The sequence below is a fragment of the Streptomyces sp. JLBG701 genome, from assembly GCF_058544905.1.
The window spans coordinates 6,554,643-6,567,598 of record NZ_CM178588.1 but is presented as its reverse complement, the minus strand read 5'-3'; the positions used below and the strand labels follow the sequence as shown (position 1 = coordinate 6,567,598).

At 72.7% G+C, this 12,956-nt stretch carries 13 protein-coding genes; 5 read left to right on the top strand and 8 right to left on the bottom strand.

Annotated elements, in window-relative coordinates:
* Positions 1–11: 11 nt before the first annotated feature.
* A complete protein-coding gene (gene panC, locus AC5DRG_RS30395; RefSeq protein WP_491802647.1) occupies positions 12–1,013 on the bottom strand; it encodes a pantoate--beta-alanine ligase in 1,002 nt (333 codons plus the stop codon).
* Entirely contained in the window at positions 1,010–1,930 is a 921-nt protein-coding gene (locus tag AC5DRG_RS30390; RefSeq protein ID WP_491802646.1) for a Rossmann-like and DUF2520 domain-containing protein, read from the bottom strand. Before AC5DRG_RS30390 ends, panC begins: the two co-directional genes overlap by 4 nt.
* A gap of 184 nt (positions 1,931–2,114) precedes the next feature.
* Here AC5DRG_RS30390 and AC5DRG_RS30385 point away from each other — a divergent pair, with 184 nt between their 5' ends.
* Positions 2,115–3,335: a threonine aldolase family protein gene (locus tag AC5DRG_RS30385; RefSeq protein ID WP_491802644.1), complete on the top strand. Its 1,221-nt coding sequence runs from the start codon at positions 2,115–2,117 to the stop codon at positions 3,333–3,335.
* Here AC5DRG_RS30385 and AC5DRG_RS30380 read toward each other — a convergent pair.
* Positions 3,325–3,450 (bottom strand): hypothetical protein, encoded by a 126-nt coding sequence (locus AC5DRG_RS30380; RefSeq protein WP_491802643.1) that lies wholly within the window; start codon positions 3,448–3,450, stop codon positions 3,325–3,327. The genes AC5DRG_RS30385 and AC5DRG_RS30380 overlap by 11 nt on opposite strands.
* 167 nt (positions 3,451–3,617) lie before the next feature.
* On the opposite strand from AC5DRG_RS30380, the gene AC5DRG_RS30375 reads away from it, so the two are divergent.
* Positions 3,618–4,724 (top strand): DUF5937 family protein, encoded by a 1,107-nt coding sequence (locus AC5DRG_RS30375; protein WP_491802642.1) that lies wholly within the window; start codon positions 3,618–3,620, stop codon positions 4,722–4,724.
* Between the two features lie 12 nt (positions 4,725–4,736).
* Here AC5DRG_RS30375 and AC5DRG_RS30370 read toward each other — a convergent pair whose 3' ends face one another.
* Genes AC5DRG_RS30370 through AC5DRG_RS30360 form a run of 3 tightly spaced genes read right to left on the bottom strand, consistent with a single transcriptional unit; the run spans position 4,737 to position 7,356 of the window.
* Positions 4,737–5,369, bottom strand: a complete 633-nt coding sequence (locus AC5DRG_RS30370) for an AAA family ATPase (RefSeq protein WP_491802641.1) — start codon at positions 5,367–5,369, stop codon at positions 4,737–4,739.
* A 49-nt stretch (positions 5,370–5,418) separates the two neighbouring features.
* On the bottom strand, positions 5,419–6,090 hold the full coding sequence (locus tag AC5DRG_RS30365; RefSeq protein ID WP_491802640.1) for a response regulator: 672 nt from the start codon (positions 6,088–6,090) through the stop codon (positions 5,419–5,421).
* A 60-nt stretch (positions 6,091–6,150) separates the two neighbouring features.
* Positions 6,151–7,356, bottom strand: a complete 1,206-nt coding sequence (locus AC5DRG_RS30360) for a sensor histidine kinase (protein WP_491802639.1) — start codon at positions 7,354–7,356, stop codon at positions 6,151–6,153.
* Between the two features lie 118 nt (positions 7,357–7,474).
* Here AC5DRG_RS30360 and AC5DRG_RS30355 point away from each other — a divergent pair, with 118 nt between their 5' ends.
* A complete protein-coding gene (locus AC5DRG_RS30355; RefSeq protein ID WP_491802638.1) occupies positions 7,475–8,527 on the top strand; it encodes an SAM-dependent methyltransferase in 1,053 nt (350 codons plus the stop codon).
* Here AC5DRG_RS30355 and AC5DRG_RS30350 read toward each other — a convergent pair.
* The gene (locus AC5DRG_RS30350; protein WP_491802637.1) at positions 8,492–9,643 is read right to left on the bottom strand and encodes an NADH-quinone oxidoreductase subunit D; all 1,152 of its coding nucleotides are present in this window, start codon (positions 9,641–9,643) and stop codon (positions 8,492–8,494) included. The two genes, AC5DRG_RS30355 and AC5DRG_RS30350, sit on opposite strands and share 36 nt — an antisense overlap.
* Before the next feature lie 31 nt (positions 9,644–9,674).
* Between AC5DRG_RS30350 and AC5DRG_RS30345 the strand changes: the two genes are divergently transcribed.
* Both AC5DRG_RS30345 and AC5DRG_RS30340 read left to right on the top strand, forming a co-directional pair.
* Positions 9,675–10,178: a PH domain-containing protein gene (locus AC5DRG_RS30345; protein ID WP_491802636.1), complete on the top strand. Its 504-nt coding sequence runs from the start codon at positions 9,675–9,677 to the stop codon at positions 10,176–10,178.
* Positions 10,175–11,542 (top strand): PH domain-containing protein, encoded by a 1,368-nt coding sequence (locus AC5DRG_RS30340; RefSeq protein WP_491802635.1) that lies wholly within the window; start codon positions 10,175–10,177, stop codon positions 11,540–11,542. The genes AC5DRG_RS30345 and AC5DRG_RS30340 overlap by 4 nt, the downstream gene beginning before the upstream one ends.
* 55 nt (positions 11,543–11,597) lie before the next feature.
* On the opposite strand, the gene AC5DRG_RS30335 is transcribed toward AC5DRG_RS30340, so the two are convergent.
* Positions 11,598–12,911: a hypothetical protein gene (locus AC5DRG_RS30335; protein ID WP_491802634.1), complete on the bottom strand. Its 1,314-nt coding sequence runs from the start codon at positions 12,909–12,911 to the stop codon at positions 11,598–11,600.
* Between the last annotated feature and the right edge of the window lie 45 nt (positions 12,912–12,956).

Here is a 12,956-nt window from a genome sequence, read left to right as displayed (position 1 = left end):
GCCTGTGCTGGTCACGAGGCGGCTCCGAGGGTTCCGAATGTCAGGGGGATGTTGTCGATCAGCCGGGTCGTCCCGACCCGGGCGGCGACGGCGAGCACGGCTTCACCGGTGAAGTCGTCCCCGACCTCGGTGAAGTCGGAGGGGTCGATCAGGGCGAGGTAGTCCAGGGCGAGCGGGGGATCGAGGCGGGCGGCGTCGTCGAGGATCAGGCGGGCGGCCGCGCGGACGTCCGCCGGGGCACCCGGGACGGCCTTGGCGACGGCGTGGGCGTCGGCGGCCGCGCGGGACTCCCCTATGGCGCTGAGCGCTTCGGCACGCGCATGCGTGGCGGGCACTTCGAGGGCACGCGCGTGCAGCGCCTCCTGGGCGGCGTGCCGGTCGAGGCCGGCGAAGAGCGCCTGGGACAGCGCAAGCGCGGTGCGCCGCTCCTGGGGGGCCAGATAGCGGTTGCGGCTGGACAGGGCGAGCCCGTCGGGCTCCCGCACGGTCGGTACGCCGACGATCTCGACGCCGAAGTTCAGGTCGCGCACCATGCGGCGGATCAGGGCCAGCTGCTGGGCGTCCTTCTGGCCGAAGAGGGCCGCGTCGGGGCGGGTGAGGTGCAGCAGCTTGGCGACGACGGTGAGCATGCCGTCGAAGTGACCGGGGCGGGACGCGCCCTCCAGGCGTTCGCCCATGGGGCCCGCGCTGATGCGCACCTGGGGTTCGCCGCCCGGGTACACCTCGTCCGCGGACGGCGCGAACACGACGTCGGCGCCGGACTCTTCGGCGATCTTGACGTCGGCGTCGAGGGTGCGCGGGTAGCGGTCGAGGTCCTCGCCCTCGCCGAACTGGAGCGGGTTCACGAAGACCGTGACGACGACCTCGCCGTCCGGTCCGGCGATCTCGCGCGCGGTGCGGACGAGGGTGGCGTGGCCCTCGTGCAGGGCCCCCATGGTCATCACGACGGCACGGCGGCCCCCACGCGCGCGTGCGTGCAGTTCACCGGCGGTACGCAGGACAGAGGTGGTCATCGGGCGTCTCCCTCGCTCCCGTTGGCGAGTACACCCAGGAGGTCTTCGGCGAGCTCCGGCTTCAACAGCCCGTGGGCGAGGGCGCGGTCGGCGGTCGCGCGGGCCATCGCCAGATAGCCGGCGACGGTCTGCGGGGCGTGTTTGCGCAGCTCGGCGACGTGCGCGGCGACCGTGCCCGCGTCCCCGCGCGCGACGGGGCCGGTGAGGGCGGCGTCACCGGAACGCAGGGCGTTGTCGAGGGCAGCGCCGAGGAGCGGGCCGAGCATCCGGTCCGGGGCCTCGACACCGGCCGTGCGCAGCAGCTCCATGGATTGGGCGACCAGCGTCACGAGGTGGTTGGCGCCCAGCGCGAGGGCCGCGTGATAGAGCGGGCGGCTCTCCTCGGCGATCCACTCCGGCTCACCGCCCATCTCGATGACGAGGGCCTCGGCGGCCAGCCGCAGTTCGACGGGCGCGGTGACTCCGAAGGAGCACCCCGCGAGCCGCTGGACGTCCACGGGGGTGCCGGTGAAGGTCATCGCGGGGTGCAGGGCCAGCGGCAGCGCGCCGGCGCGCAGGGCGGGGTCCAGGACCTTCGCGCCGTATCGCCCGGAGGTGTGCACGAGCAGTTGTCCCGGCCGCACGGCCCCGGTCTCGGCGAGCCCCTCGACGAGACCGGGCAGGGTGTCGTCCGGGACGGTCAGCAGGACCAGGTCGGCGCGCTCCAGGACCTGGGCGGGGGTGACGACCGGCACGTCGGGGAGCAGCAGCGCGGCCCGCCGCCTGGAGGCGTCGGAGACCCCGGAGACGGCCACCGGGCGGTGCCCGGCGAGCTGGAGGGACGCGGCCAGCGCGGGACCCACACGTCCGGCGCCGACGACGCCGACGGTGAGCCGCGCGGGGCGGTCCCTGGGGTCTGGCTGTTGGAATGTACTCACGCGACGGCGGCCTTCCCGTTCCAGTCCGCTCCGGGTACCGGACGATTTCTCGTCATGTTAACGCGATCGGTTCGAGGGGCGTCCGGTTGTCCACAGGCTGTGGGTGTTCCTGACCGTCCGGATCCCGGGGGGCCTGTGGAAATCCGGGTGCCCGCCCCGACCCGCGCGCGGGATGATCCGGGGCATGAGCGATACGGCGGAACAGGGCGCGCGGGAAGCGGAGCAGACGCCGGAGCACCTGGCGGAGCCCCCCTCCGAGGACGAGCGGCGCAAACGGCGCCGAGAACGGCGCCAGGCCGCGTACCGGGGCGCGCAACGCGCACTCGCGCGCCCCGGGTTCTCCGGCACGCTCCGGGAGCGGCTGGCGCTGCTCGACGAGGCCGGGGACCTGTACGACCTGGACGAGTCGTCGGACATCTACGGCAGCGGCGTAGTCGAGGCCCTGGAGGAGAAGACCGCCGGCCTGCTCGGCAAGGAGACCGCCGCCTTCTTCCCGACGGGCACGATGGCCCAGCAGGTCGCCCTGCGCTGCTGGGCGGGCCGCACCGGCAACCCGGTCGTCGCCCTGCACGCGCTGGCCCACCCCGAGGTCCACGAGCGGAACGCGTTCAGCCAGGTCAGCGGCCTGCGCCCGGTCCGTGTGACGAGCGAGCCCCGGCTGCCGACCGCCGCCGAGGTGCGCGACTTCGAGGAGCCCTTCGGCGCGCTGATGCTCGAACTGCCCCTCAGGGACGCCGGTTTCGTCCTGCCCTCCTGGGAGGAGCTCACGGAGGTGGTGGAGGCCGCGCGCGAGCGCGACGCGGTAGTCCACTTCGACGGGGCCCGCCTGTGGGAGTCCACCGTCCACTTCGGCCGCCCCCTGGACGAGATCGCGGACCTCGCGGACAGCGTCTACGTGTCCTTCTACAAGTCCCTCGACGGCTTCGGCGGCGCGGCGCTCACCGGCCCGAAGGCACTGATCGACGAGGCGAAGACCTGGCGACACCGCTACGGCGGCATGGTGTTCCAGCAGTTCCCGACCGCGCTGTCGGCGCTCGCCGGCCTGGAGCGGGAGCTGCCCCGGCTGCCCGAGTACGTGGCCCACGCGCGCGTGGTGGCCGCCGCGCTGCGCGAGGGCTTCGCCGCGTCCGGCGTGCCGTGGATGCGCGTACACCCCGAGGAGCCGCACACCCACGAGTTCCAGGTCTGGCTGCCGTACGACGCCGACACCGTCGCGGAGGCCGCCGTCCGGCATATCGAGGAGACGGGGACCGCCCTGTTCGCCAACGGCTGGGAGCAGAAGGGCCCGGGACTGGCCTTCACCGAGGTCTACGTCCGGGCGGCCGGCCTGGAGTGGAGCGCCGACGACGTGCGGGCGGCGGTCGCGGACTTCGTCTCCCGGCTGACCGGGGAGGTCAGCGGGTAGCGCGCGGGGGCAGGTGCAGCAGGCGGCCCAGGGATCGCCGTATCCGCCCATGGCCGGGCTCGCCGAGCCGCTGGGCACGGTAGGTGTCGAGGTAGTACTGCTGGGTGATGCTCATGGCGGGTCGCCTTCTCGGGACGTAGGAGACGTGTGAGACGTGGGAATCGGGCTCCGCGGCTGCCCCGGTGATCCCAGGTTGCGCCCCTGCGGCCGTGAAGTCGCGTCGATTGACGGCGGCAGTCAATCGGCGGGAGCGTTGTCAGTGGCGGGGTGCACCATGAGGGCATGAGCGTGAGCATCGACATCGCGGGGCTGCGGCCGGAGAGGGTCGCTGTCGTCCCCTCGCCCCTGGCCGAGCTCGGCATGGCGCTGCATGCGCTGGCCGAGCCCGGGCATCATCCCGGCCTGCAGGGGTGGGTGACCGGCGTGACCGCCCGTCTCGACCCTCATCTGGCCGACCGGATGTGCGAGGCAGACTTCCTGTGGCGGACGACGTTCTCGGACCTGTTCCTGCCATACGCGGGCATCCCCGGCGGGGCCGCGCTCCCGGGCGCGACGCTCGCCGAGGAACTGGACCTGTTGGACAAGCTCACGGACGAACAGTTCGTGGACGCGGCCCTGGAGTTCACCTGCGCGCTGCCGTACGCCGTGCAGGGCCCCTCCGCCCTCGCCGATGCCGAGTTGCGTCAGCGGGCCTTGGAGCTGGCCGCCGCGCGCGGGCCGCAACAGCTGCGGTTCAGCCGACGGCTGATGGACGATCCGCCGCGGATTCGGGCCTGGTTGCGCCAGTTTCTGGAGGACTGCGACGAGGCGTTCTTCGCGGACGCCTGGTCGCGGCTGCACCACCAGCTCGCGGCCGACGCCCGCCACAAGACCGATCTGCTGCGGCACAAGGGACTGGGCCAGGCGCTGACCGCGGTGTCCTCAGCGGTGGTGCTGGACGAGGCCGCCGGACGCATCACCATCGACAAGCTGCGGCAGGGCCACAGCGTCATTCGCGACCGCAGCCTCCTGCTCGTGCCGACGAGTCTGGGTTGGCCTCATCTGATGGTGCTGCACCGGCACGACTGGCAGCCGGTCCTGCACTACCCGGTGGGCTTCCCGGAGCTCGCCGCGCCGCCCTCGGTCGAGCAGCTGGCCCTGCGGATGACCGCGCTGTCCCACCCGGTGCGCATGCAGCTGTGCCGGAACCTGGCCCGAAGCACGTACACCACAAGCGAACTCGTGCAGATCCACGGCATGACAGCCCCCGAGATATCCCGCCATCTCAGCGTGCTGAAGAAGGCGGGCCTGATCACCACACGCCGACGCGGGCGCTACGTCCTGTACCAGCTGGACGTCACGGCCGTGGCCCGGCTCGGCAGCGACTTCCTGGAAGCACTGCTCAGATAGCGGGCGGCCGCGTCAGTCGAAGCGGATGTGCTTGATCCCGACCCGCGCCTGCCTGAGCCGGGTCCGCAGCGCGCCGTCCTTGTTCGGGGCGAGGGTCAGCCCGGCCAGGACGGCGATCCGGTCCGCGGTCTTGGGCACGGTCGAGTGGTCCGTCCACAGGTGCTCGGCGAACTCGGGCTCGCTCAGCCGCTCCAGGCAGTGGTCGAGCTGTTGCACGGCCCAGCTCTCCCTGCGCAGCGGGGTTTCCTTGCGGGCGACGTACTGGAGGAGGTGTCCGAAGCCGCGCTCGCTCAGCCGCCTCAGCACGGTCTCGCGCTGGGCGAGGAGGGTGAAGTGGCGTATGTCGTGGCCGAGTTCGCGCAGCCGTCCGACCGTCTCGTCGTAGTAGCCCGTGTCGGTGACCGTCATCGGGACGATGACCACGCCCTCGTGCTTGGTGAGCGCGAGGTCGAGGACCTCGACCACTCCCTGCCGCCAGGACGTCAGATCCTGGAAGTCTCCGCGCAGTTCGGGCGGCATCATGCGGCGCAGACCGAAGCCGGCGTGCTCGGGGTCGCAGATGACGCTGCCCCGCAGCCGGCGCTGGATCTCGTGCGCGGTCTGTGTCTTGCCGCCCCCGAAAGGGCCGTTGATCCACAGGAGCATGCGCAGACCCTAGTGGGCGCCGGTTACGCGCGAGTCACATCCGCCGGGTTCAGCCGTGGCCGCCCGCCCGGACCAGACCGGTCTCATAGGCGAGGACGACGACCTGGACCCGGTCGCGCAGCCCGAGCTTGGTGAGGATGCGGCCCACGTGCGTCTTGACGGTCGCCTCGGACAGCACCAGCCGGGCCGCGATCTCACCGTTGGACAGACCCTGCGCGACGAGCACCATGACCTCGCGCTCACGGTCGGTGAGCCGCTCCAGCTCCTTGTGCTGGGGCCCCTTGCCGGCCGAGGGCAGCATGGGAGCGAACCGGTCGAGCAGCCGCCGGGTCGTCGACGGCGCCACGACGGCGTCGCCGCTGTGCACGGACCGGATCGCGGCCAGGAGCTCCCCGGGCGGCACGTCCTTCAGCATGAAGCCGGAGGCGCCCGCCTTCAGCCCCGAGAAGGCGTACTCGTCGAGGTCGAAGGTGGTCAGGATCAGCACCTTCGGCGGGTCGTCCTCCGAGCAGATGCGGCGGGTGGTCTCCACGCCGTCGAGCTTCGGCATGCGTACGTCCATCAGCACCACGTCGACATCGGTCGAGCGCAGCACCTCAAGCGCCTCAACGCCGTCCCCCGCCTCCGCGACGACCTCCATGTCCGGCTGGGCCGCCAGCACCATCCGGAACCCGGTGCGCAGCAGCACCTGGTCGTCGACGAGCATCACGCGGATCGTCATCGGGGCCTCTTCCGTTTCTCAGGTGTCGTGACAGGTGTCAACAGGGGGCGTGTGTCGACGTCAGTGTGCGGGTTTGAGTGGGAGCAGGACGCTGATCCGGAATCCCCCGCCGGGGCGCGGGCCCGCGTCCAGGGTGCCGCCGACCATGCCGACCCGCTCCCGCATACCGATCAGGCCGTGCCCCTGGCCGTCGGCGCCGCCCTCCTCGTACAGCTCGTGCGGGGCGCCCTTGCCGTCGTCCTCGACGAGCAGGCCGAGACCGTCGTCGAAGTAGACCAGGCGCACGCTGGCACCCGTGTTCGGCCCGCCGTGCTTGCGGGTGTTGGTGAGCGCCTCCTGCACGATCCGGTACGCGGTGAGCTCGACGCCGCTGGGCAGCGGGCGCGGGGTGCCCTCGACCTTGAAGTCGACGGGCAGCCCTGAGGTGCGGCACTGCTCGATCAGCTCGTCGATCTGCTCGACGTCGGGCTGCGGAACGTACTCCCCGACCTCCTTGTGCTCGCCGGTGCGCAGTACGCCCAGCAGGCGGCGCATCTCGGCGAGGGCCTGGCGGCCGGTGGAGGAGATGGTCTCCAGGGCCTTCTTGGCCTGGTCGGGCGCGGAGTCGAGGACGTAGGCGGCGCCGTCGGCCTGCACCACCATCACCGACACGTTGTGCGCGACCACGTCGTGCAGTTCGCGGGCGATCCGGGCGCGCTCGGCGGCGACCGCGACCTTGGACTGCGCCTCGCGCTCCTTCTCCAGCCGGGCGGCGCGCTCCTCCAGCTGCGCGAAGTAGGCGCGCCGGGTGCGGATCGAGTCGCCGAGCACCCAGGCGAGCGCGAACGGCACCGTCTGGAAGATCGCCAGCGCGATCAGCCCGAGGGAACTGGTGTGCTCCTGGGGCCAGCGGATCTGCGCCAGGGTCGCCGCGCACAGGCCGGCGGCCAGGGCGAAGCGGGAGGCCCAGCGGGCGCCGACTGCGGCGACCGTGTAGACGATCACCAGCATGGCGAAGTCGGCCACCACGGGCTCGATGTCGAGGACCAGCTGTGCGAGGCCCGTCGCCCCGGCCAGGACGAGCATCTTCTCCGGCCAGCGGCGGCGCAGCGCGATCGCCACACACATCACGACGGACACCGCGAACCCCGCCGCGGACGATGGGCGCTGGCCCGACGCCCCGTCGGCGCTCAGGATGCCCACGCCGCTCAGCCCGAGCAGGACGACGGCCCAGAAGCTGTCGACCCATGTCGGGTGTCTGCGGAGAAAGTCATAGAGGCGCTGCACGTAACCCAGAGTAGGGAAGCGGGATGCGTGCAGGGGTCAACCGGAGGACCGATCCCGAGCCGACGCGCGTACTCCCCAAGGTGGAGGCCCTGTTCACCTGTGCGCCTAGTCTGGCGAAGTGACGGACGCGACAGTGGGCGGGGCGGCAGGCGGGTGGCGGGGGTGGCGGGCGGCGACCCGGGCCGCCCTCTACGGGCCCGGCGGCTTCTATCGCAGGCCCGAGGGCCCGGCCGGGCACTTCCGTACATCCGTGCACGCCTCGCCGCTCTTCGCGCACGCCGTGGCCCGGCTGCTGTGCGGGGTCGACGAGGCACTGGGCCGACCCGAGTCGCTCGACTTCGTCGACATGGCGGCCGGGCGCGGCGAGCTCGTCACCGGGGTGCTCGGGGCGCTGCCCGCCGACGTGGCCGCCCGCGCGCGCGGGTACGCCGTCGAGCTCGCCGACCGCCCCGCGGGCCTCGACGACCGGATCGAGTGGCTGACCGAGCCCCCGAAGGGCGTCACCGGGCTGCTGTTCGCCAACGAGTGGCTGGACAACGTGCCGGTGGAGGTCGCGGAGGTGGACTCCGCGGGCGTACCCCGGCGGGTGCTCGTCCGGGAGGACGGGACAGAGCGGCTCGGGGAACCGGTGGCCGGCGCGGAGGCGGAGTGGCTGGCGCGGTGGTGGCCGCTCGCGCCGGAGGAGGGGCTGCGCGCCGAGATCGGTCTGCCCAGGGATGAAGCCTGGGCTTCCGCCGTCTCCACGCTCGACAGGGGGCTCGCGGTGGCCGCGGACTACGCGCACGCGGCGGGCGCGCGCCCCCCGTTCGGCACGCTCATCGGCTTCCGGGAGGGGCGCGAGACGACGCCCGTGCCCGACGGGGCGTGCGACATCACGGCGCACGTCGCACTGGACGCGTGCGCGCTCCCCGGCGCACGCCTGCTCCCCCAACGCGCCGCGCTGCGCGCCCTGGGCATCGCGGGCGCACGCCCCCCGCTCGCGCTCGCGTCGACGAACCCCTCGGCCTACGTGCGGGCCCTCGCGAGCGCCGGCGAGGCCGCCGAGCTCATCGCGCCGGGCGGACTGGGCGACTTCGGCTGGCTCCTGCAGCCGGTCGGAATTCTGGACGCACCTCTGGCCGGCCCGCTCGCCGCCCTACTTGTCGATGTCCCCGACCACGAAGAACAGTGACCCCAGGATCGCCACCATGTCCGCGACCAGCGTCCCCGGCAGCAGCACGGCCAGCGCCTGGATGTTGTTGAACGAGGCCGAGCGCAGCTTCAGCCGGTACGGCGTCTTCTCGCCCTTGCTGACGAGGTAGTAGCCGTTGATTCCGAGCGGGTTCTCGGTCCACGCGTAGGTGTGGCCCTCGGGCGCCTTGAGGACCTTCGGGAGCCGTTGGTTGATCGGCCCGGGCGGCAGTTCGGCGAGCCGGTCGAGACAGGCGTCGGCGAGGTCGAGGGAGTTGTGGGTCTGCTCCAGGAGGCACTCGAAGCGGGCGAGGCAGTCGCCCTCCCGCCGGGTGACGACCTTGAGGGTGTCCTGGAGTTCCCCGTAGGCGAGGTACGGCTCGTCGCGGCGCAGGTCGAAGTCGACACCCGAGGCGCGCGCGATCGGCCCGCTCACTCCGTAGGCGTGCACGGCCTCCGGCGCGAGGGCGCCCACGCCCCGCGTGCGCCCCCGGAAGATCTCGTTGCCGAGCACCAGGTCGTCGAAGCGGTCCATGCGGGAGCGCAGGCTCGCGACGGAGGCACGCGCGCGCGTGGTCCATCCGGCCGGGAGGTCCTCCTTGAGGCCGCCGACGCGGTTGAACATGTAGTGCATGCGCCCGCCGGAGACCTCCTCCATGACGTGCTGGAGTTCCTCGCGCTCGGTGAAGGCGTAGAAGATCGGGGTGATGCCACCGAGCTCCAGCGGGTACGAACCCAGGAACATCAGGTGGTTGAGGACCCGGTTCAGCTCGGCGAGCAGCGTGCGCGTCCACACCGCGCGCTGAGGGACCTCCATGCCGAGCATGCGCTCCACGGCGAGGACCACGCCCAGCTCGTTGGAGAACGCCGACAGCCAGTCGTGGCGGTTGGCGAGCATGATGATCTGGCGGTAGTCGCGCGCCTCGAAGAGCTTCTCCGCGCCGCGGTGCATATAGCCGATCACCGGCTCCGCGCGCGTGATGCGCTCGCCGTCCAGCACCAGCCGCAGCCGCAGCACACCGTGCGTGGAGGGGTGCTGGGGGCCGATGTTGAGCACCATGTCGGTGCTCTCCGCGGCGCCGCCGATCCCGACCATGGTCTCCGTCGTAGGAGTCATGGACACAGTCTGTCCTACGTACGCTGGCCGTATGGAGACGGGGAGCCAGGAGAACGCGGGAACCGTGGGGGCCGAGCCGGTGTGGACCGGGCTGCCGCCGGGGCTGCTGCGCATGCGTCGGCTGTTGCTCGTGGTGTGGCTGGGGCTGCTCACCCTCGGCACGACCCTGCTGCTGGACCTGCTGGCCGGTCCGGCCTGGGCCGCACTCGCGCTGCTGCCGCTGGCGCTGATGCTCTGGGGCTGGGTGATGCTGGGCCGCAACTGGCGCTCCTGGCGGTACGCCGAGCGCGCCGACGACCTGCTGATCAGCCGGGGTGTGCTGTGGCGCGAGGAGACCGTCGTGCCGTACGGGCGGATGCAGCTCGTCGAGGTCACCTCCGGGCCCGTGGAGCGGCACTTCGGGCTGGCGAGCGTGCAGCTGCACACGGCGGCCGCGGCGACCGACGCGACGATTCCGGGGCTCGACCCGGCTGAGGCGGAACGGCTGCGCGACCGGCTCACGGAGCTCGGCGAGGCCCGATCGGCGGGACTGTGACGACGCCGGGCGCCGACAAGGCCATACCGGAAGCCGACAAGGACGTACGGGGCGATGAGCCGGCCCGGGAACAGCGGCCGGTCGTCGAGCGGCGGCTGCACCCCGTGACGCCCTTGCGGCGGGCGTGGGCGCCGGTCGCCGTGCTCATCGGGTGGGCGCTGCACGACCCCGACCAGGCGCAGCGGCAGCTGACGCGGCTGACCGCGACCACGTTGCTGGCGGGGCTCGCCGTGTGCGTCCTGGGTGGCGCTCTCTACGGCTTTCTGACCTGGTGGTTCACGCACTTCGCGGTGACCGACACCGAACTGCGCATCCGTACCGGCCTGTTGTTCCGGCGCGCCGCGCACATCCGGCTGGAACGGATCCAGGCGATCGACGTGACGCAGCCGCTCCTCGCACGCGTGGCGGGCGTCGCCAAGCTGAAGCTCGACGTCATAGGCACGGACAAGAAGGACGAACTCGCCTTCCTCGGGGAGCGCGAGGCACGTGCGCTCCGCGCGGAACTCCTCGCGCGCGCCGCCGGGTTCGCGCCCGAGACGGCGCACGAGGTCGGCGAGGCTCCGGCGCGCGAGCTGCTGCGCGTACCCCCCGGCGGCCTCGCGCTCTCCCTGGTGCTGACGGGCGCCACCTGGGGCTCCCTGGCCGCCGCACTCGTCGTACCGCCGCTGCTGTGGTTCGCCACCCACAGCGTGTGGACGGTCCTGGCGACCGGCGTGCCGCTGCTCGGTGCGGCGGGCGCGAGCAGCGTGGGGCGGTTCGTGGCCGAGTACGACTGGACGGTGGGCGAGTCCCCGGACGGGCTGCGGATCGACCACGGACTCCTGGACCGCACCCACGAGACGGTGCCGCCGGGGCGGGTGCAGACCGTGCGGATCGTGGAGCCGCTGCTGTGGCGGCGGCGCGGCTGGGTGCGGGTGGAGCTGGACGTGGCCGGGTCGTCGAACTCCGTGCTCGTGCCGGTCGCTCCGCGCGCGGTCGCCGAATCCGTCATCGCGCGCGTGCTGCCCGGGGTGACGGTCCCGCCGTCGCTGTCCCGCCCGCCGCGCCGGGCCGGGTGGTGCATGCCGCTGTGGTGGCGGGGCTACGGCATCGCCGTCACCGACACCGTGTTCGCGGCGCGGCACGGGCTGCTGCGCCGGAGCCTGTCGCTGGTGCCGCACGCGAAGGTGCAGAGCGTGCGGTTGACGCAGGGGCCGTGGGAGCGGGCCAGGCGGGTCGCGGACGTCCATGTGGACACCGGGGCGAACAAGACGGTCACCGCGCGCCTGCGGGACGCCGAGGAGGCCGCGGAACTGCTGCGGTCGCAGGCGGAAAGGTCACGGACGGGCCGCAGGGACGCGCGACCGGACAGGTGGATGTCCTGAGCGCCTCTCACCCGGCAAGGGCGTCTGAGCGCCCCTCAGACGCCCACGCGCCCCTTCAGGACGCCGCGCTCCGCAGGCCCTGCATGTCGATCTGCTCGGTCTCGTCGTGCGCCGTCAGGTCGATCACCTGACCGACGGCGCGCGCCGCCTCGTCCGCCTGCTTGAACTGCGCCTCGGCCTCGGCCTTGTGCAGCGCGAGCGCCTCCTGGCCGACGACATCGGCGAGGTCCTCGTTCTGCACGGCGTCCATCGCCTCGGACGACGACTCCTTCTGCGTACCGAAGAAGTCGAACCCGCCCTCGACCGACGGGCGCCGCGCGGGAGCGGCCGGTACGACGGCCACGGCGGTCGGCACGGCGAAGTGCCCGGAGGGCTGCCGCACGGGCTGTGCGGACTGCGTGTGCTTCGCCGGGGCCTGGGCGGACGCGTCGGTCTCGGCGACCGTGGTGACGGCGGCCGCGCGCGAATGCCCGTCGACCGCCTCGGGCTTCCCCTGTGCTTCGTCCTCCTGCGCGGCCTCCGCCTCGGTGCCGCCGGTGTCCTCGGCTGCCGGGGAGCCGGACTCCACGGGCTCGTCCAGGGGCTCGTCCGTCACGGAAGCGTCGTTCTTCGCGGGACCGTCACTGTCCTCGTCGAACCGATTCAGCGCCGCCTTCGCCCGCAGGAACAGCTGGGAACCCTCGGGCGAGAAGATCGCCGGAGTCTCCGGCTCCTCCTCGACGCCCTCGGTGTCCGCGTCCGCGTCGGCATCAGCGTCGACGTCCGTATCGGCTTCCGCGTCGGTCCCGGCCGGGGCAGCCACAGCCTCGTCCGTCACGTCGGCGTCGGTCACGTCGGCATCCACCGCGTCCTGGGGCTCGGCCTCGGCGAGGTCGGTCCCGGCCGCCGGCACGGGCGGCAGCGCCCGCGTCGGAGACGCCTCGAGTTCCAGCAGCCGACGGCCCTCCAAGGCGGTCGCGCGCTCGGTCTCCGCCGTGGCGTACCGCCGCAGCAGCGCGGCGTGCTCGTTGCGCAGGCCCGCCAGCTCCGTACGCTTCGCCCGGAGTTTGTGCTCCAGCTTGACGCGCAGTTCGCGCGACTCGTCGAGGTCGGTCTCCAGCTCGGCGACCCGCTCCTCGTAGCGCCACTCGTCGCTCGCACGCGCGCGCGTGAGGTCCGCGACCTGTTTGCCCGCCTGGGTGTCCCAGCGGCGCATGACGGCGGCCCCGACGAGCGCGGTCGCGGCGGCGACCGCGGCGACGACTCGGAGCACGGCCGTATCCGCGAAGATCCAGGGGCCGAAGGCGCAGACGAGCGACACGCCTGCTATCGCCGAAGGCGGCAACAGCCGATGCAACGGCGGGGAATGGCGGTGACGTCCACGTGGCATGGCCAGAAACTTACCGCGCGTAGGCGAATCTTGGAGCCCCGCCCC